General features: G+C 55.6%; 18 protein-coding genes and 1 tRNA gene. 15 read left to right on the top strand and 4 right to left on the bottom strand.

The window, feature by feature from the left end; all coding sequences use genetic code 11:
* Nucleotides 1–5 precede the first annotated feature (5 nt).
* From ABLN94_RS08340 to ABLN94_RS08370, 7 genes are all read left to right on the top strand, one after another.
* On the top strand, nt 6–446 hold the full coding sequence (locus tag ABLN94_RS08340) for a TrgA family protein (RefSeq protein WP_352991484.1): 441 nt from the start codon (nt 6–8) through the stop codon (nt 444–446).
* A 30-nt stretch (nt 447–476) separates the two neighbouring features.
* Nucleotides 477–1,592, top strand: a complete 1,116-nt coding sequence (locus ABLN94_RS08345; protein ID WP_352991487.1) for an NUDIX domain-containing protein — start codon at nt 477–479, stop codon at nt 1,590–1,592.
* 69 nt (nt 1,593–1,661) lie between these two features.
* Nucleotides 1,662–2,696 carry a cysteine synthase A gene (locus ABLN94_RS08350; protein ID WP_170505072.1) on the top strand — a complete coding sequence of 345 codons (1,035 nt, stop codon included), beginning with the start codon at nt 1,662–1,664 and terminating at the stop codon, nt 2,694–2,696.
* A complete protein-coding gene (locus ABLN94_RS08355; protein WP_352991491.1) occupies nt 2,696–5,131 on the top strand; it encodes a DUF3772 domain-containing protein in 2,436 nt (811 codons plus the stop codon). The genes ABLN94_RS08350 and ABLN94_RS08355 overlap by 1 nt, the downstream gene beginning before the upstream one ends.
* Before the next feature lie 90 nt (nt 5,132–5,221).
* Nucleotides 5,222–5,311 (top strand) — tRNA-Ser (locus tag ABLN94_RS08360).
* 347 nt (nt 5,312–5,658) lie between these two features.
* Entirely contained in the window at nt 5,659–7,086 is a 1,428-nt protein-coding gene (locus ABLN94_RS08365) for an alanine/glycine:cation symporter family protein (RefSeq protein ID WP_352991494.1), read from the top strand.
* Nucleotides 7,070–8,011, top strand: a complete 942-nt coding sequence (locus ABLN94_RS08370; protein WP_352991497.1) for a glutaminase — start codon at nt 7,070–7,072, stop codon at nt 8,009–8,011. Before ABLN94_RS08365 ends, ABLN94_RS08370 begins: the two co-directional genes overlap by 17 nt.
* 10 nt (nt 8,012–8,021) lie before the next feature.
* On the opposite strand, the gene ABLN94_RS08375 is transcribed toward ABLN94_RS08370, so the two are convergent.
* From ABLN94_RS08375 to ABLN94_RS08385, 3 genes are all read right to left on the bottom strand, one after another.
* Entirely contained in the window at nt 8,022–8,231 is a 210-nt protein-coding gene (locus ABLN94_RS08375; protein ID WP_352991499.1) for a hypothetical protein, read from the bottom strand.
* 123 nt (nt 8,232–8,354) lie between these two features.
* Nucleotides 8,355–8,729, bottom strand: a complete 375-nt coding sequence (locus tag ABLN94_RS08380) for a DUF4345 family protein (protein WP_352991501.1) — start codon at nt 8,727–8,729, stop codon at nt 8,355–8,357.
* 23 nt (nt 8,730–8,752) lie between these two features.
* Nucleotides 8,753–9,676 (bottom strand): SDR family NAD(P)-dependent oxidoreductase, encoded by a 924-nt coding sequence (locus ABLN94_RS08385; RefSeq protein WP_352991504.1) that lies wholly within the window; start codon nt 9,674–9,676, stop codon nt 8,753–8,755.
* A gap of 119 nt (nt 9,677–9,795) precedes the next feature.
* Here ABLN94_RS08385 and ABLN94_RS08390 point away from each other — a divergent pair, with 119 nt between their 5' ends.
* From ABLN94_RS08390 to ABLN94_RS08400, 3 genes are all read left to right on the top strand, one after another.
* Nucleotides 9,796–10,710 (top strand): LysR family transcriptional regulator, encoded by a 915-nt coding sequence (locus ABLN94_RS08390; RefSeq protein WP_352991507.1) that lies wholly within the window; start codon nt 9,796–9,798, stop codon nt 10,708–10,710.
* Nucleotides 10,711–10,868: 158 nt separating this feature from the next.
* Complete coding sequence (locus tag ABLN94_RS08395) at nt 10,869–12,500, top strand: bifunctional aspartate transaminase/aspartate 4-decarboxylase (protein WP_352991510.1); 1,632 nt, start codon at nt 10,869–10,871, stop codon at nt 12,498–12,500.
* Between the two features lie 26 nt (nt 12,501–12,526).
* Nucleotides 12,527–14,200 carry an aspartate:alanine exchanger family transporter gene (locus tag ABLN94_RS08400; RefSeq protein WP_352991513.1) on the top strand — a complete coding sequence of 558 codons (1,674 nt, stop codon included), beginning with the start codon at nt 12,527–12,529 and terminating at the stop codon, nt 14,198–14,200.
* A 1-nt stretch (nt 14,201) separates the two neighbouring features.
* Here ABLN94_RS08400 and aspT read toward each other — a convergent pair whose 3' ends face one another.
* Nucleotides 14,202–15,902: an aspartate-alanine antiporter gene (gene aspT / locus ABLN94_RS08405; protein WP_352991516.1), complete on the bottom strand. Its 1,701-nt coding sequence runs from the start codon at nt 15,900–15,902 to the stop codon at nt 14,202–14,204.
* 295 nt (nt 15,903–16,197) lie between these two features.
* On the opposite strand from aspT, the gene ABLN94_RS08410 reads away from it, so the two are divergent.
* The 5 genes from ABLN94_RS08410 to ABLN94_RS08430 are packed head-to-tail and all read left to right on the top strand — an operon-like array spanning nt 16,198 to nt 19,777.
* Entirely contained in the window at nt 16,198–16,788 is a 591-nt protein-coding gene (locus ABLN94_RS08410; protein WP_352991519.1) for a TetR/AcrR family transcriptional regulator, read from the top strand.
* Nucleotides 16,785–17,048: a hypothetical protein gene (locus tag ABLN94_RS08415; RefSeq protein WP_352991522.1), complete on the top strand. Its 264-nt coding sequence runs from the start codon at nt 16,785–16,787 to the stop codon at nt 17,046–17,048. Before ABLN94_RS08410 ends, ABLN94_RS08415 begins: the two co-directional genes overlap by 4 nt.
* Before the next feature lie 9 nt (nt 17,049–17,057).
* Entirely contained in the window at nt 17,058–18,209 is a 1,152-nt protein-coding gene (locus ABLN94_RS08420) for an aromatic ring-hydroxylating oxygenase subunit alpha (RefSeq protein WP_352991525.1), read from the top strand.
* Nucleotides 18,210–18,227: 18 nt separating this feature from the next.
* Nucleotides 18,228–18,701 (top strand): hypothetical protein, encoded by a 474-nt coding sequence (locus ABLN94_RS08425; protein ID WP_352991528.1) that lies wholly within the window; start codon nt 18,228–18,230, stop codon nt 18,699–18,701.
* Nucleotides 18,702–18,712: 11 nt separating this feature from the next.
* Nucleotides 18,713–19,777 carry a ferredoxin--NADP reductase gene (locus ABLN94_RS08430; RefSeq protein ID WP_352991531.1) on the top strand — a complete coding sequence of 355 codons (1,065 nt, stop codon included), beginning with the start codon at nt 18,713–18,715 and terminating at the stop codon, nt 19,775–19,777.
* The last annotated feature ends 9 nt before the right edge of the window (nt 19,778–19,786 follow it).

Here is a 19,786-nt window from a genome sequence, read left to right on the forward strand (position 1 = left end):
CCCGAATGCCAAGTGCTCCGCGTCTCGTTTCTGCTCTTTGTTTGTTGGTGGTGGCCTTTCTGGTCTCAAGCATGATCATCAACAACGGCGAAGAAGGGAAGGATTACGGCTGGTTCACCTACGCCAACATGCTGATCGGTTTCCTAGTTGGCTGGAAAGTAATGGGTAAACGCGTAGGCCGCGGCTGGACTTCTGCGGTCAATAACGGTTTGACCGGCATGGCGGCTACTGTGTTCTGGTGCCTGTTCGCGCAAGGCTGCAATGAAATGTTTCGGCTGGCCATGCGCCACCGCTATGACGGCCCGTTTGAAGCTCTTATTTCAATTTTCGAAATCAGTGTCGAATACAGCAAACTCTTGCTGACGCCGGAAATCCTGTGGACTTTGGCAATCGGAGCTCTTATCGCAGGTCTTGCAGCCGAAGAGGCTGGCCGCCGCTGGCGGTAAACCATCTGATTTAAAACGAGCTTCACTCTAGTGTCCGATTTGTTCTTTTACGGCACGCTCCGGCATTTACCGTTGCTGGAATGTGTGCTTGGTCGCCCGTCATCGCAACTGACAATTTCCGAGGCCAGTTTTCCGGATCATGCGGTTTATGGCGTGGCAGGGCAGGCTTTTCCGATGATTGTTCCGGAAAAGGGCAGCAGGGCCGAAGGCCTGATTGTGAAGGATTTCAACGCCGATGACCTGAAACGGCTGGCCTATTACGAGGGCGGGTTTGACTACGATCTTAGCCCTCATCAGGTGAATCTGCGCGATGGATCAAGGGCTAAGGTCAACGTGTTTTTCCCAGAACCCGGTCTTTGGACACCTGATAAACTGTGGTCCTTGCAGGATTGGGTCGATGAATGGGCTGAAGTGGTCGTGCTCGCCGCACAGGAGGAGATGGCGTACTACGGTAAAGTCGACGCCAGTACGATCGCCCGTAACTTCGCGCCTATCCGAACTCGGGCTTGGGCTAAACTGGCAGCGCGAAAACGCAGGACCGGTGACCCGCGTGACACGGCAAGAGATGTTATCGTCCAAAGTCACAGGCACGCGCATGTCAATTATTTCGGCGTAGAAGAGCTTGAGGTTCAGCATCGTCAGCATGACGGGACAATGGGGCCGGTTCTGAAACGCAGTGGTTTGATGCAAGGAGCTGCGGCCGTTGTTCTGCCCTACGACCCGGTGCGCGATACGGTGCTGCTGGTCGAACAATTCCGCGCGCCGGTTTTTCTGATTGATGATCCCGAGCCATGGATGTGGGAGCCTGTGGCGGGTATGGTCGACCCTGGCGAGACGCCGGAACAGACTGCCTATCGCGAAGCGCAAGAAGAGGCGCAAGTAAAGCTGGACGCTTTGGAATATGCAGGTGGGGCTTATTCTTCTAGCGGGTCGTCCACCGAATACGTGTACCTCTATGTCGGTCTGGGCGATCTTACCCGGACGATCGACAATGGCGGGTTAGCCTCAGAGGGGGAGGATATTCGAACGCAAATCCTGCCGTATGACACCTTCATGCAAATGGTGGACGCCAACGAATTCAAAGATTTGCCGCTGCTTTGTCTAGCCAACTGGTTGACCCGACATCGGGATCGTTTGCGCGGTTAAGGATCGCCGCTTGTGGTTGACGCACGGCATCTGTAAATCTTCGATGATACGTAATGAAATGAGGGCGCCATGCGCATTGCACGAGACCTTGCCGACGCAGTCGGGAAAACACCGCTGATCCGGTTGAAGCGCATCAGTGAAGAGACCGGGTGCGAGATTCTCGGTAAGGCCGAGTTCATGAACCCTGGCCAGTCCGTAAAGGACCGGGCGGCGCTTTATATTATCAAAGACGCCATCGCGCGCGGTGAGCTGAAGCCTGGCGGTACCATTGTCGAGGGCACCGCAGGTAACACCGGTATCGGTCTGGCGCTGGTCGGCGCGTCGATGGGTTTCAAGACGGTGATCGTGATCCCGGAAACCCAATCTGAAGAAAAGAAAGACATGCTGCGTTTGGCGGGCGCGCAGTTGGTGCAGGTTCCGGCCGCGCCTTATCGCAACCCCAACAACTTCGTGCATTACTCTCGGCGTCTGGCCGAGGAACTGGCGCAAACCGAACCCAATGGCGCCATTTGGGCGAACCAGTTCGACAACGTTGCGAACCGTCAGGCGCATGTGGAAACCACGGGCCCGGAAATCTGGGAGCAAACCGGCGGCAAGGTTGATGGCTTTGTCAGCGCCGTGGGCTCGGGCGGCACGCTGGCCGGGGTAGCTGACGCGCTGCAGCCAAAAGGGGTAAAGATCGCGCTGGTCGATCCGATGGGGGCAGGGCTCTATTCCTACTACACCACCGGTGAAATCGCGATGGAGGGCAGCTCGATCGCCGAAGGCATCGGTCAGGTGCGGATTACCAAGAACCTCGAAGGGTTCAAGCCGGACTTTTCCTACCAGATGACCGACAACGAGGCGCTGCCGTATATCTTTGACCTGCTGCGCGAAGAGGGTCTGGTCATGGGGGGGTCGACCGCGATCAACATGGCAGGCGCAGTGCGTCTGGCCAAGGATCTGGGACCGGGCCATACTATCGTGACGATCCTGTGCGACTATGGCACGCGCTATCAGTCCAAGCTGTTCAACCCTGAATTCTTGCGCGAAAAGGAATTGCCGGTACCGGATTGGATGACCGAAGCGCCACGCAGCATTCCCGGCGTGTTTGAGGACGTATGATGCTGCGGCAGGTCCGCCTGTTTCTAGCCCTCTTTCTGGTTTGCTTTGCCATGCTGGGCGGCCCCGTTGCCGCCGAGTTGACCGATCAGCAAAGCGAGTACTACCAGAAATGGATCGAAACAGCGGACCGGGCTGAGGTTGAAATTAAGGCTGACCGAACGTCGAATGCGGCGCTCGAGAACCTTCGGTCTGAAATCCACAACTATCGTGAAGATTTCAACACCGCGCGCAGCGCCAATACAGACCGTATCCAAACACTGGATGCGCAGATCAAGGCGCTTGGACCTGCGCCAGAAGGGGATGCGACTGAGCCCGAAGAAATCGCCAAGCTGAGGGCGCATCTGGAAGATCAACTAACCAGCCTTCAGGTTCCGCAGATAATCTCGGAAGAAGCGTTCAGCCGGGCAAACGGGCTGATCAGTGAGATCGACAGACTGCTGCGCGAACGGCAAACACGAGAGCTGCTTGAGCGCGGAGTATCCCCACTCAACCCGGTGTATTGGGGGCCTGCCTGGGTCGATATTGTCGATTCCGTGCGCCGCCTGATCCATGAAACTGCTCTGAACCTGAAATCAGGCTACGTCGAGGACCGTCTGAAAGACCGCGGGCTGGGTATCTTTTTCCTGATCATGGCCGCGGGAGTGTTGCTGTACTATGGCCGATACTGGTCAGAGGCCGCGGGCGAGTACATGCGGCAATTAGGCGGGCAGGGCAGTGGCGTCTGGACCTTCTTGGTGTCACTGCTGCGTATCCTGCTTCCATGGATGGGGGTCTGGCTTTTGGTGCAGGCGATTGTCATGACTGGCCTGGTAGGGTTGCGTGGCACATTGTTGATTCAAAACGTTCCTTATTGGGCGGCCCTTATCTTTTATTACGATTGGATTGGCCGTCAGGTTTACGTCTCGCAGGTTGCTCAGAATTTCAATCGCTTTTCCCGAAAGAGCGTCACTCAATTGCGAGTGTACCTTGATATTCTGGCGATTTTCCTGATCGTGTATGAATTCGGGCTGTTGTTCGACCAGATCGAGAACATCACGGATGCGACCCGGGCGGTCATCAGTTTTCCGGTGGTTGTCGGATCGGCACTGGTCCTGCTGCGTATCCGCCGTATTCGCTCGGTCAAACCGGAATCTGTTGAGGGACAGGAAAGCGAAACGCCGCGCAGCGCCGGTCTGACCCAGATAGTGGAGTTCGTGCGTCGCGCGTTGTTCCTTTTGGGCATCGCCAGCCCGATTCTGGCAGCAATCGGCTATACCAACGCGGCCGAGGCGATTGTATTCCCGACGGTCAAAACGCTGGTTCTTTTGGCTGCGCTGGCGATTCTCCACCGCTTCTTGACCTCTGTCTACGGCTGGATCAGCGGGCAAGGTGAAGCCGCGCGGGACTCGTTGTTCTCGGTGCTGACCGGGTTTGTCATCGCGATCTTGTCTCTGCCGATTCTGGCGCTGTACTGGGGCGCGCGGCAAACAGATCTGCTTGAGGTCTGGTCGCGCCTGCTTCTGGGGTTCGACATTGGCGGCGTCAGAATTTCACCAAGCAATTTCTTTACCTTCGTTGTCGTCTTTATCATCGGCTACGCGCTGACACGGTTGTTGCAGAGCGGGTTACGGAACTCGCTGCTGCCCAAAACCAACATTGATCCGGGCGGCCAGAACGCCATCGCGGCAGGCACCGGCTATGTCGGGATATTCCTAGCGGCGCTGGTTGCGATCATGATCGCTGGATTTGACCTGTCGTCGCTTGCGATCGTCGCAGGTGCATTGTCGGTCGGTATCGGTTTCGGACTGCAGACCATCGTTTCAAATTTCGTCTCAGGCATAATTCTTCTGGTCGAACGCCCAATCTCGAAGGGGGACTGGATCGATGTGAACGGGATGATGGGCTATGTGCGCGACATCTCGGTTCGGTCCACGCGGATCGAAACGTTTGACCGGACCGATGTGATCGTTCCCAACTCGGACCTGATCAGTGGTGTGGTGACGAACTACACACGCGGAAATACAATCGGTCGGGTTATTGTTCCGGTGGGTGTAGCTTATGGAACCGATACCCGTGTGGTTGAGAAGATTCTGGGTGAGATCGCAAACGCGCATCCCATGGTATTGGCGCACCCGGCCCCCAGTGTGGTGTTCCAAGGCTTTGGCGCTGACTCTCTGGATTTCGAAATTCGGGCCATTCTGCGCGACGTGAACTGGGTATTGTCGGTGAAATCTGACATGAACCACGAGATTAACCGCCGCTTTGTCGAAGAGGGGATCGAGATTCCGTTCGCGCAGCGCGATGTTTGGTTGCGCAACCCCGAGGCATTGCAGGGGCAGCCAGCCACGCAGAAGCCTGAGCCCGAAGTTGAAAAAAAGCCAGCCAGACAGTCTTCGTCGGCGCCAGTGGACATGACCGAGGCCGACTTGACCGACGGTGATGGGGATGAGGTATAAGCTGGTTTGTGGCGGAACAGCAGAAGGTTGAATTTTCGCCGTATTCGCCCCTTGCAAATCCCCCGATGATGGTCCAAATATCGCGCCCACGGAGAGGTGGCCGAGTGGTCGAAGGCGCACGCCTGGAAAGTGTGTAGGCGGGAAACCGTCTCCAGGGTTCGAATCCCTGTCTCTCCGCCATTCACTTACAAAGTCAACGTTGGTGAAAGTATGACACTTTCAGTAGTCACTTCGCATTCGATGTACCGATTGCTGGTGTAAATTCGTATCATATTTCTGCCCACATCTATGCTAGCAGTTGAAACTCCGCTTGCCAGATTGGTTGGTGAAGGCTCGTGTTTTCACATTGATCGCTTCAACGTTGGAAAAGAATTGGCAGGGAACCAGCATCACCGCCACAACCTTTGGGGCGTTGCAATAGGTCCGTTCAAAAAAGCCCCGCATGGATTGATGAAGTGCTAAGGTGCATTGGTAATTAAGTTTCTTTGCGCACTTTGAATTCGAAAATTGATCGGTTGGGGGACGTGGTGAATTTTATTGTTGATGGACTTAATGGCATTCTCTGGAACTATGTTCTTGTCTACGGGCTCTTAGGGGCCGGCTTTTATTTCACGATCCGGCTTGGCGCGCCGCAGTTTCTTCATTTTGGTGAAATGCTGCGAGTCATCACTTCGGCCCCCGGCACGGATAGACGCGGTATCACACCGTTTCAGGCGCTGACCGTCAGCCTGGCATCCCGGGTAGGCACCGGCAATCTTGCCGGTGTAGCCGTCGCGTTGACCCTGGGTGGTCCCGGCGCTATTTTCTGGATGTGGATGGTGGCCTTGGTCGGAATGGCGACGGCCTATTCAGAAAGCACGCTCGCACAGCTGTACAAAGTCACGACCAAATCAGGTGACTATCGCGGTGGACCTGCATTTTATATTTCCAAGGGTTTGAATGCCCCTTGGGCAGGCGTGTTGTTTTCGTTCTGTCTGATCCTAAGCTTTGGACTGATCTTTGTCGCGGTTCAGTCCAATTCAATCGCCGAGGCCCTGAACGGAGCCTTTGGCGTAGAGAAGATTTGGGTTGGCGTTGCTGTGGCTGCCGCCGCTGCGGTAGTTATTTTCGGGGGCATCAAAGCCATTGCCCGTGTCGCGGAGATTCTGGTTCCATTCATGGCCGGTGGATACCTTCTGATCGCTATCGTCGTGATGGCTCTGAACATCACCGAGGTTCCGGGCTTGTTGTGGCTGATTGTTTCCAGCGCGTTGGGCCTACAAGAGGCCGCCGGTGGTGTTGCGGGCGGCGTCATGGCGGCCATGTTGAACGGCATTAAACGTGGTTTGTTTTCGAACGAAGCCGGAATGGGATCCGCCCCGAATATTGCTGCCGTTGCAACGCCATCACCGCATCATCCTTCCAGTCAGGGGCTGGTGCAGGCGTTTGGCTGTTTTGTCGATACGATCCTTGTGTGCACTGCGACCGCACTTTTGATCCTGTTGTCCGGGGTGTTGGGGGGCGATGGCATTACCGGTATGCAGCTGACACAGAACGCATTGGACGTTCATCTGGGGCCGTTTGGCACCTACTTCATTGCGATCGCAATCATTTTCTTTGCTTTCACGTCAATCCTCGGCAACTACTCTTACGCCGAGAACGCCATGGCGTTTCTTGGGCTGGAAGGCAAAGTCGCGATGACAGCGCTGAGGGCAGCTTGTCTTGCGATGGTGGTATGGGGGGCACTTCAAACAGTGACAACCGTCTTTAACTTTGCTGACGCTGCGATGGGGTTGATGGCGGTTATCAACCTGACGGCGATCCTTCTCTTGTCCGGTACGGTCTACCGACTGACAAAGGATTACTTCGGCCAGAGAAAGGCCGGTCAGGAGCCAACCTTTGTGCTTGAGGATTTCGAAGGTGCGACGGAAGGTGTTTCACCAAAGATCTGGAGCGAAGATGCGCAAACCTCTTGATCCTGAACGAACGCAGGCAACTCTCAACGAGATTGCACAGCGCATGGCCGGAGAGGTCAATCGCGGAGAGGTGGCCGACTATATCCCCGAATTGGCCGATGTCTCGCTGAATCAGTTCGGGATTGCGGTTGCACCGCTTGAGGGGCCGCCCTTGGTCGCAGGGAATGGCGACGTTCCGTTTTCGATTCAAAGCATTTCGAAAGTCTTCGGTCTGGTTATTGCTTTGGAACATGTCGGAGCAACGCTCTGGCGGCGTGTTGGGCGCGAGCCGTCGGGTGACCCGTTCAATTCCATTGTTCAGCTTGAATTCGAACGCGGCAAGCCTCGCAACCCCTTTATCAATCCGGGGGCGATTGTTGTGTCCGACATAGTACTGGAACATCAGCCAGACGGTTCAGATACCCACCCGGTTCTGGACCTCTGCCGACGACTGGCAGATGCGCCGGAGATTCCGGTGGATGAAGACGTTTTTGCGTCCGAAGTTGCAACGGGCGACCGGAACAGGGCGCTTGGCTATTTCATGTTGGCTGAAGGAAACATCAAAGGCGACGTGCGTGCAGTGACCGAAAGTTATTTTCGGCAATGTAGTATTGCGATGAGCTGCCGTCAGCTTGCAAAAGCAACACGTTTCCTTGCAGCAGGGGGCGAGGGGCAGGATGCTAAAATCGCTGCTGTTACCTCTGAGCGTGTTCGACGCATCAATGCCCTGATGATGACCTGCGGCTGTTACGACGCCTCGGGTGAGGTTGCTTTTCGGATCGGGTTGCCCTGCAAAAGCGGCGTCGGAGGAGGTGTCGTCGCCATCGTCCCCGGCATTGGTTCGATCGTTGCATGGAGCCCCGGGCTGGACGAAAAAGGAAACTCTGTTTTGGCTCTCAGAGCAATCGAAGAGCTGGCGCACGGGTTGGATTGGTCTGTCTTTTGAACCTTATGGCTTAACGCTTGCGGCTTAGAAGGCCGTATTTGATCGCCCATCCCCGGAGGGACAGGGGTTTGCTCCTGTCTTTCTTGAGCGCATGCTTTGGCCGCAGGCCGCTTTTTCTGTTGAATTCAAAAACATCAATTACCCGTTCGGCACAGCCACAGGCTTCACCCATTCCAACCTTGGCATAGTAGAACTTTTCGAAACTTTCGGGGTTTTGCATGTCGGTCCTCCTGTCGTCATTCTCCATCTTCAGGTTTCGGTTTGCCAATCACATTCCTCGGAGCGAGGCGACGGCGCCAATTCAGGGGTTCGTCGCCTCAAGATTTCGAAGGTCGCAAGAACGTCAAGACGACAGCTGGGTATAGGCGGACATCAAAACCGCAATGATGATCAACTCGACAACTAGGGGAGGCAGCACGGCCTTGTCGAACCCATCAACAACAATCCCGACAATGCGGCCAAAGGCGACAATCCCCATAAGGATAGCAACAGCTACAAAGCCGAGGGTCTGTCCGGTTGTTAGCCCGATCAGCAGCATTGCCACACTGGCTAGAAACAGCCCGCCAATGACCGAGCGAATGGTGCTGAGGCCGGGGACACCATTCGGTTCGACCGCGAAATTCGCCAGCATGCGCCGCGGCGCGAACATGGACATGAGGCCAAGGCCCGCCAGCATCAGGGTTGCGAGGCCGACGAGGATTTGAAGGGTAAGTTCCATACGGTATCTCCTTTTGCGCGGGGTCAGGCGAACTGGTGAACGGCCTGGTTTGCGTTGTCCTGATAGGCGGGGTTCGACAGGTCGGGATCGATGCTCGACTGATCCACAACCGGCCCAGTCGGGTAGTCTGGTCCGCTGGCATAGAACCGACCGCTTTCGAATTTCGGGTTGAGCAGCCCCTCGACATAGCGGCTGGCTCCCTTGTCGATACTGTGCATCATGCCGAAAAGGGGCATCAGCCTGCCGCCAATGTGTTTGAAGAACAGCCGCTTTAGGAAGGGCAGCTCATCCATGCCGTTGGTGCCGGTCGTGCCCCCAGGGCTCATAGTGACAAAACGGATATGCGGATGTTGCCGTGCCATCGAAGCCATCCAGTGTGCACCGACGAGTTTAATGTTGGCGTAGACTTCAAGAGGATCAGCCTTGGGGCCGAACTTCGTGCCATTGGCGATAGATGTGAACTCCTCAACCGAATAGCTTGCCATCTTTGGGCGCTCGATCCCCATCTTGGGAATACCACGCGCCGCTTCTGATCCGGCATACAGGACCGTCGAGGTCACCAACTGGCGCTGCAGCAATTCATCGACCAATACAACATGGCCCAGCATGTTGGCGGCAAACATGTTGGTCACACCGTCGGGGGTCAGGTCATTCCGGTTGCTACCGATTGTGCCGCCTGCGTTCAGAACGACCGCATCTACCGGAGAGGTCATCTGCCCGACCGCGGCCCGGACCGAGGCCGGGTCCGCGACATTAATCAGGGTAATCTCGAAAATGTTGCGCCCGGTTTCGGTCTGCAACTCTGTTTTTGCTGCCTCTGCTTTAGCTTGGTTTCGGCAGGCGAGATAGATTTTGCTGATGTCATCGCGCAAAGCCAGTTGCCGGGCCGCTTCTCGGCCCAAACCGGCATTCGCGCCGGTGATGAGAACAGATTGGATAGGGGTCATCGCTTTGGGTCCATTCCATTTTGGTTCGACGACTTAACCTAGCGTGTTTGAATTTTGACGTGTATCTGGGTAAAAGTGGACATGATGCTTCAAATATGAACCTACAATATTGAGGCCCTATGAACATACAGGAAAGCCATAGCCTGAACTGGGACGATCTAAAGTTCTTTCTTGCCGTATCCCGCAGCGGAACCATACGCGGTGGAGCCGACAGTATTCAGGTCAACCACACAACCTTGGCGCGGCGTTTGTCCGTCATGGAGGAACGTATTGGCAGCCGGTTGTTCGACCGCTCGAAACAGGGGCTGGTTCTGACCCAACTTGGCGAAGACCTACTGCCCTATGCCGAGAGGGTCGAGGAAGAGATGGCCACCGCATCCCGGATTATCGTTGGGCGAGATGCCGAACCTTCCGGCACTGTCTTTGTCACCCTGCCACACGGGTTGGCAATGACCTCGGTCATGGATGACCTGTCAGCCTTTGCTGCGCGCTATCCCGATATCTCGCTAAACTTGACGTTCACCAATGATGTGGCAGATCTGACCCGCCGCGAAGCGGATGTATCCTTGAGGGTGGCACACGAAGTAACGGATGACGTGGTCGGCCGTAAACTTGTTCAGATGTCGCAGGCGGCCTACTGCACACGCTCCTATGCCGACGGGATCAGTGACAATGGTGGAGAAGGCTTGCACTTCATTGGCTGGCACGAGCCGGAAGGGGCCACCACCGCGAAATGGATACGCGACAGTTGCTATCCCAAGGCTCAGTTGAAACACCGTGTCTCGGAACTGGTGCCGATGATAACGCTGGCTGCTGCAGGGTTAGGTATGGCCTATCTGGCCTGTAACATCGGCGACCGCCATCCGGACCTGATCCGCGCGCCGTTTCAGAAACCGTTGCCATACCGAAGCCTGTGGCTGCTGCTGCACCGCGATCTGCGCAACACAGCCCGTGTTCGTCTTTTCGTGGATTTTCTGGCCGAGCGGATCACGTCTAGAAAAAATGAGTTCTGGGTGGCGGGTACTGACCCCTAAAGAAACAGACCTGTTCCATTCGCTTAGTAGGTTGAGCTTCGCTGGTCAATTTTCTGGAGCCGCCTACGACTTCTCACACTGTTGTTTACACAGACATATTTCCTTGCGTACGATCCGGGTGAATTTTTCCGATCGTTTGAACGCAAGGGTTTAACACCATGTCTGATACACTGAACCTTCATAAGTTTGAGAACCTAAGTCCTTTCCAGATCAAAGACGAACTAATCAAGCTTGCTCAGAAAGAGTCGCGCCAGATGGCTCTGCCTTACCTGAATGCTGGGCGCGGCAATCCCAACTGGATTGCCACCAAAGCGCGTGAGGCGTTCTTCCTGCTGGGCCAGTTCGCGATGACCGAAGCGCAGCGTCATCGCAATGAACCGCAAGTCGGGCTGGCCGGGATGCCGCAGGGGCCGGGTTGTTATGAACGGCTCAAAGCGTATTGCGAAAACTCTGTTGAAAAGAACGGCCCTCCTGGCGCGGATACGCTGGTCGCAGTTGTGGACTTTGCGATCGAAAAATTCGACTTCACTCCGGACGGTTTCGTGCTGGAACTGACCGACGGTATGGTCGGTGACCACTATCCGACGCCCGACCGTTGTATGCAGCACAATGAGGCTATCGTTCATGAATATGTTATGTGGGCGATGTGTTCCGGGCACCGTCCCAAAGCGAAGTTCGACATTTATACGGTTGAAGGCGGCACCGCTGCGATGTGCTATATCTTCAAGGCACTCAAGAACCAGCGGCTGTTGAATGCGGGCGATACGATTGCTTTGGGCACGCCTATATTTACGCCTTATCTGGAAATGCCGGTGCTGGAAGACTACGGGCTGAACGTGGTGGATGTGTCCTCGGAGGAGGAAGATCATTTCCAGCTGACCGATGACGATCTCGAACAGTTGGCTGACCCCAAGGTCAAGGCGCTGTTTCTGGTCAATCCGGGCAACCCGTCCTCGGTCGCGATCAGCCCCGAGGTTATGACCCGCTTGGTCAATTTCGTCAAAACTCGCCGTCCTGACCTGATCATCCTGACGGATGACGTCTACGGCACCTTCATTCCGAACTTTCAGTCAGTGATGGGGCATCTGCCCGAGAACACGATAGGGGTTTATTCCTACTCCAAATATTTCGGATGCACCGGTTGGCGTCTCGGGGCCATTCTGGTGGCCGAGAACAATATCTTCGACAAGATGATTGCCGAGGCCCCGACCGAGACCAAGGCGGTCGTTAACGCGCGGTATGAGACACTGACGCCTGATCCGTCCTCTTTCAAGTTCATCGACCGGATCGTGGCGGACAGCCGCGATGTCGCGTTGAACCACACGGCGGGACTGTCGCTGCCTCAGCAGGTGATGATGACGCTGTTTTCACTGGTCGAACTGATGGATGAGGACAAAGCATATCAGAAGTTCTGTTGGGGTATCTTACAGCATCGCTTCGACGAGTTGGTCGAGGGGATGGGCATCGAAGTGCCTGACAACCCGCTATTCGACAAGTATTATGGCATCATCGATTTCGAGTTCTGGTTGCGCAAATACGTGGGGGACGAAGTCGTAGAGTGGATCAAGGAGAACGTTCACCCGCTCGATATTTCGTTCAAACTCGCTCAGGACCACGGGATCGTGCTGTTGAACGGGTCGGGATTTGATGCGCCGAACTGGTCGGCGCGGGTGTCCTTCGCCAATTTGGATGACAGTGCCTATCGTCAGATCGGCCGCGCGGTGCGGGCAGTTGCTGTGGGCTATGTGCAGGCCTATCGCGCCTCGAAGGGGCTGCCGCTGCACGGCTAAGTGCGTGCGGGGGAGGGGAGCTTGCAATGGAACTGATCGGGTCGATCTTTGGGCACCATCCCGCTCTGGCCCTGTTTTGCAGCCTCGCCCTTGGGTATGCGCTGGGTCAGATCACCATCGGCTCGTTTACCGTTGGTTCGGTGGCGGGTTGCCTTTTGGCCGGGGTTCTGGTCGGTCAAACCGGGGTGGTCGTGTCGGATGACTTAAAACAGGCGTTCTTCATGTTGTTTCTGTTTTCCATCGGATACCGGACCGGACCGCAGTTTTTTCGGTCAATGAACCTCCACGCGTTGCCGCAAATCGCTATTACGGTTTTGCTCTGCGTTGTGGCGCTGGCGGTTGCGGCTCTGCTGGCGCCTTTGTTGGGCTTGTCCGCGGGGATTGCTGCCGGGCTTCTGGCCGGCGGTGTCACCGAAAGCGCAACACTGGGGGTGGCGATAGACACCTTTGCCAAAACCGGGGCTGAGGAGGCGGCGCAACAGATCTTTGACAGTGAAATAGCCACCGGGTTCGCCGTTGCTTATTTCGTCGGTGTCATTGCAACGATCTTTTTCCATACGCAACTAGCGCCCCGCTTTTATGGCCGGTCACTCAAAGAAGCATGTGCGGAGTACGAGGCGAAGCTCGACAACAACGACGCGCCTATGGTGTCTGAACATCGCGATTTCGAGGCCCGTGCCTATCGCATCAATCCCGAACTCGCGGGCCACACCGTAGCTGAGCTTGAGGCTCGTGTTCCCGAGCATGTCCGTGCCTTTTTTGACCGGGTTCGACGCGGGGGCAAAATCCTGCCCACCTCGCGTGATATGGTGCTGCAAGAGGGTGATATTGCGGCCATCGCCGGAGTCAGGTCTTACTTGATCGACCACACCACCATGCTGGGGGAAGAGGTTGAAGACCCGGAGCTTCTCGATCTTCCAGTTCAGACCAACGATATCGTTGTGACCAACACCGCCGTGGTCAACAAAACTCTGGCCGAGTTGTCAGGCCGCCCAGAGGCGCGAACTATCTATTTGCGTGGGATCATGCGCAGCGGAGAGCGGCTGCCCATCTTTCGCGGCGTGACTTTGCACAAGGGTGACGTGCTGACCGTGTCGGGCACCCGCAGCCATATCGAAGATGCCGCCGCTCGCTTGGGTTATCTGGACCGCGAAACCAGCAAGACGGACATGATTTTTGTTGCCTTTTTTATCCTACTGGGTGGGCTAATAGGAATTCCTGCACTGAAATATGGGGCGATTGAGTTGGGGCTGGGCACCTCGGTCGGGGTGCTGCTGGGTGGTCTGGTGGCGGGGTGGCTGAGGTCTATGCACAGGACGTTTGGCTTTGTGCCCGAGGCGACGCTGTGGATTTTCGACTCGCTGGGTTTGTGTGTGTTTGTAGCCTGCGTGGGGATCACGTCCGGGACCAGCTTTGTGACCGGAGTGTTGGAAAGCGGGCCGTCACTGATCTTTGGGTCAGTAGCAATTGTATTGCTGGCCCACGGAACAGCGGTTGTCGTGGGCCGCAAGGTCTTTGATATCAATGAGGGTATATTGGCGGGCACCTGCTGCGGGGCAGGGACCTCGGCCCCCGGTCTGGCCGCTGTTCAAGAAGCGGCGCAGAGCCAGGTTCCCACGCTGGGTTATGGACTTGGCTACGCCGTGGGTAACGTGCTTCTGGCCCTGTGGGGCTCCGTCATCGTGATCCTGCTTATGTAGCTTACGGCACGAAGGCGACGACCAGCGGCCCCCAGAGAGTTAGGAAAATGTTCGCCACCGCGTAGGTCATGGTGAACGCAGGCGTCGGGGTCGAGTTCCCGGCCTTTTCCAGCAAAGTCGCAAAGCCGGGATTGCCCGAACGAGACCCGGTGACCACCGCGCACGCCTCGACCGGGTTTTTGATCCGCAGCACGAAATAATTTATTGGGAATTGCACGATCATCGGCATCAGCGTTACGACGACACCCAGCAACAGCAAGGTAATGCCATATTCCTGAATGGCGTCCAGCGCAGGCTTCCCTGCATTCAGGCCAACAACGCCGACAAACACTGCCAGACCAAAACTCTGTAGAAAATTTGCGGCGCCTCGGTTGATGCCGCCGATCTTGGGCCGCCGGATACGCAGGTAACCGATGATCAAACCGGTCACGAGGCAACCAAGGCCGGATCCCAGCGCCACTTTCGTGCCCGCGATGACAAAGCTGATCTCACCGATCAGATAGCCGATGGCCACACCGATCCCCAAAGCGATGAAATTCGTGACCGAGGCCGAAGGCGGCACATAGCCCGCCACTTTCGACACCCGGTTCAGGTCATCCTTGTGTCCGACGATTGAAACCTCGTCGCCCGCGTGGATTTCGGTGTTGTGCAGGACGGGCACGTCATGCCCCATGCGCGTGATCTTTGAGATATGTACGCCGCGCCTCTGATCAGCAGTCAGTGCTTCACGTAGCTCCGACAGGGTTTTGCCTGCCAGCTTGCGGTTGGTGATCACGACGTTGCGGCGTTCTTCAACAACCGTCAGTTCGGGCGGGTATTCTCCGATCTCACCACTTGCGGTGCCCTCGAACTGTGTCAGGCTCGAAACCAGCGCCGATACGACGATCACGTCACCCGCGTTGACGACAGTTTCAGGAGTCGGGTCAACCGGGGTGCCGTTTTGCAACAATTTTTCGACAATCAGATCGCCGTCGTATCCACCTTCGATGGCTTTCACCGTTTGGCCCGTAATCGAGGCTTCGGCATTCACCTGATAGGCGCGTGCATCGAAGCGGTTCATCGGAAGGAATTCGCCTTCCTCTAACTTGCGACCTCCGCCGCTGAGTTTCTGGGCCAGCTTGATCGCCTCTTGCCGCAGGTCGACGCGAAGGATGATCGGAATGACACTGACCGCCAGAATGGGGCCGATAGAGCCAAAGATATAGGTGACCGAATAGCCTACAGCGATATTGGTTTTGAGCTTCTCGGCCTCATCCGCAGCGAGACCGAGCAAATCGATGGCGTTGCCAGCGGTGCCGATGATGGCCGATTGCGTCAACCCGCCTGCCGCCAACCCTGCGGCCAGCCCTTTGTCCAATCCGGCTAGTCTGGCGACCACGATAACAAAGAACAAACCCCACAGGGTCATCATGAAGGCGGCGAGAAGTTTGGTCAGTGCCGTTCGGTTCAGTGCGGCAAAAAACTGCGGACCGCCGTTGTAGCCGACCATGAAAATGAACAACGAGAAAAACACGTTCTGGACGTCCGTGCTGAGGTTGATGCCTCCGATCTGCCCCACGAACACTGCCACCAGCAAGGTGCCGGCAATGCCGCCAAGTTCAAACTTGCCGACCCGAAATTTGCCGACGCCGTACCCAAGACCCAGACACAAAAAGAGTGCCATAATTGGAAAGGTGCGGAGCTGTTCAGTGATCAATTCCATAGTGAATTCTCCAGAGTTTATACACTGGTTGGTTCGACGCCTTAGTGTGCTGATAAGAAAGAAAATTTTGGTTTCTGTCGACGTGCTGGTGTCAGGTAAGCACCAAGAACGGATTCTGTCAAACTTAGAAGGATCAGAAGAAAAGAATGTGTTCCTTTCAAACCCAATGGGCTCGGGAATGCTGAGCGTTGATCAACGGTTAAGCTCTCGCCGTTTGCTTCCCAATTTTTATTGTCACCATTGACAAAATATTTTCTTACATTAATTGTCATCAGTGACAATAAAAGGGGTGCAGATGCCACGACCTTCGCTGAAAGACCAAAGATCTCACGAGATACTCGACGCCTATTTGACGTGTGTGGCGCGGTTCGGACTCGACGGCGCAACGCAAGAGCGGATTGCGGAAGAGGCCAGTGTTAAGCGGCCGTTGTTGCGTCACTACCTTGGGAACAAGGATGAAATGATCACTGCGCTTGCAGAATATGTGATTGCTGGTTTTGCAGATTCTTTGGAAGGGTTGTGCCAAGCTCTGCCCGAAGATGCATTGCCATCGGACCTTGTGGAGTTGTTGTTTTCGGAGGACAGCGGGACCGATCCTCGGTTGATGCTGGCTTATCAGGCACTGGTGACTGCGGTGCCAGAACGACCGGACTTGCGGCAAGGTCTGATGGAAAGTCTCACAGAGTTTTTGGACGTTGTTGAGGCGATCCTCCGGCGCGCGGCCAAATCCGCTTCGGACGCAAACATCCGTGCCGCGACGCAGGGGATTTCCGCGATATTTGTCAGTATGGATGCCTTGTCCCCTCTGGACCCACCTCAAGCCTGGCGCGCGGAACTGAAACTGGCGGCCTCGATGCTGGCAACTGCTCTAGAGGCAAAAAAATGAACTTGGCCAGAACCGCAAACTATATCGCTCTGCCTATCCTGTTGGTCGCGACCATACTTGGGCTCTATTGGGTCTGGGGGGTGCTTTTCGTCTGGTGGATCGTTCCGACGGTTATGAATGGACAGGCTTTTCTTGTGTTCGAAATCAACCGTGAGGACGATCCGGTTCTCTACTGGGCCATTGTCGGCCTATGGGCCGTGCTGGGTCTGATGATGATCGCCGCCAGCCTGTTCCCCCAATACGCTCATCTGCTTGCCTGAGGTGCCTTGATGTCCAAAATGTACCACCATCTTCCTGTTGAGGCCTACACTTCAAAAGACTGGTTTGACCGAGAGCAACGCCTCATCTTTTCGCGCACATGGCGCTTTGCCGGGCTGGTCGAAGACATTCCGGGTCCTGGGCATTACCTGTCGGTACAGGCAGGGCTGAACAATCTTTTCATTGTCATGGGGCGTGACCATCGGCTGCGCGCGTTTCACAATATCTGCCGCCACCGAGGCACCCAGTTGATACGAGCAGTTGGCAAGACGCAAAAGGCGCTGACCTGCCCATATCACGACTGGACTTATGATCTGGAAGGCAACCTGATTTCGGTTCCCGACGAAGCCACCGAATTCCCCGGCGGCGTCGACAAATCTTGCCTTGGCCTAAAACCAGCCAGCGTGGATGTCTGGCGCGGGATGCTATTCGTTCACCCAGCCCCGGACGCGCCGTCCCTTGCTGAATGGTTCGGAGAAGTTGATCCGTTCTTGGGTCCTCATAAGCCCGAGGAACTGGTCGAATATCCCGAAGGTCGCAATAGCTACGAGATCAAAGTCAACTGGAAGATCGTCGTTGAAAACTACATCGACGTCTATCACCTGAGCCACCTGCATTCGAACACGCTGCACATGTATGACCATGCAAAGGCTGAATACGGGTGGAAAGGCCCTCATTATCATTTCTGGGAACCCCCTTCCGCAGCTTATGCGAAGGATCATGAAGCCAACCTTCCGATGCCGCGCACGATCCCCGAACCTCACGTCGGTGCATGGGTTCCGATGCTGTTTCCCGGTATTGGCATCGGGGCCAGCGAGGAAAGCTGGAACCTGTTCATCATTACCCCGTTGGCACCTGATCTGACGCGGGTTGAGAACCGCACAAAACTCGCCAATGCATCGGAGTGGGCATTTCAGAAACAACAGTGGAAAAGCTGGAGTTTCTGGAAGGATTTCAGCGGTGCGAAATATCAAGGGGACGACGTCACCAGTGAAGACGATCCGATGGCGTCCGGTGATTTTACGGCCGAAGATATCTATGCCTGCGAACAGCAGCAGAAATCCCTGAATAGCCCTTATTTTGAAATTGGCCCTGCCGGGGTTGGTGAAAGCCCGATCACACAGCACCAAAAAGCGGTGTTGGAATTTTTGCAAGATAATTGAGATCCGCGGAGAAAAGTCATGAAACCAGTACAAGCCACCTTTGCCGGCGTACTGCTTGCGTCTGTCCTGGTGCTGACGGCGCACGCAGATGCTCCGGAAGACGTTGCCGCGCGGATCGTGCAGGCTCAGGACGAACAAAGCTTGTTAGCAACTTGGACCGATTGGCACCCCGATGCCGAACACCGGATCATCATAAAATACGGGTTTGGCCAAAAAGACGATGTCTTCTCGTACCGTGTTGCAGACGATACGGGTTCGGAGGAGTCCGAACTTGCGGAGGCGTTGCAGGGATACACGGAAACCAAGCGAACCGAGCCCGAGATTGCGTCGCGCATAGAGCAGGGCATTTCGCATGTCACTGCCGTGACCCACGTCGATTACAATTGGAAGGGGTACCAAGGCAGGATGCTACAAACGGATGAGTTCGTATTTGAGCCATATCTTGGCGGGACGGCCATCCGCTCGTTGACCACGACCTATGATTACCGCTGAAGAAACACGCCATGCCAAATGATTTTCATGCCCTTGTCGTGTCGGAGATACGAAAAGAGATCGGTGGCGCAGCCACCAGTGTCACATTCGCTGTCCCGACTGCCCTGACGGAACAATATCAATGGACGGCGGGGCAACACCTGACCGTCAGATTCACAATTGGTGGAGAGAAATACAGACGTAGTTATACGATTTCGAACCCTCCGGGCGCGGAGTTGCGCATCACGGTCAAACGCGTGAAGGACGGCGTTGTTTCCAATCACATAGGTGACACGCTGGCAAAAGGCGACAGCGTTGACGTGATGCCCCCCTTCGGTCAATTTTCCCTGCTGCCCGGCGCTCTGAAACGCCGCACTCATTATTTTTTTGGGGCAGGGAGCGGTATCACGCCTCTTTTTGCGATGATCAACTCCGTTTTGGAAGACGAGCCGCACTCCACGGCGCACTTAGTCTATGCCAACACAAACGCTGACAGCATCATTTTCCGGGAGGAATTGGAACAGTTGCAAAGCCGATACCCACAGCGTTTAACTGTTCGCCACATCCTGTCCCGACCCTCACTGCTGAGTTGGTTTACGCCTTGGCGCAACGGGCACTTGGATGCAAACGCAATCAAAGCAGTTCTATCCGAGGCTCCACCTGTTGCACAGGACGCCCAATATTGGGTGTGCGGTCCCGGCAGTATGAACGCGGACGTTCGTGCAATTTTGCTCGGTCTGGACGTTCCGGATGACCGCATCCACACGGAGAGCTTTGGTGGTGATCTGGAAAGCGACCTGAGCGTAGAAGGAATTGACGCGGTCGCTCAAATCTCGTTGGACGGCACAATATCTGAGGTTCCCATAGCTGCCGGACAAACAATACTTGATGCGGCCATATCTGCCGGATTAAACCCGCCATTTAGCTGCCAGTCCGGTGTCTGTGGCGCCTGTATGGCCCGCCTGACAGAAGGAGCCGTGCATATGAGAAAACGTATGGCGCTGGAAGATGATGACATCTCCAACGGCCTCATCCTGTGCTGTCAAAGTGTGGCGACGGAAAAAAGCCTGACTGTGAAGTTTGAGAACCGGTCGTAGCCAAACTAA

Origin of the sequence: Ruegeria sp. SCP11 (assembly GCF_040329455.1) — a bacterium.
GTDB classification, from domain to species: Bacteria; Pseudomonadota; Alphaproteobacteria; order Rhodobacterales; family Rhodobacteraceae; genus Ruegeria; species Ruegeria atlantica_E.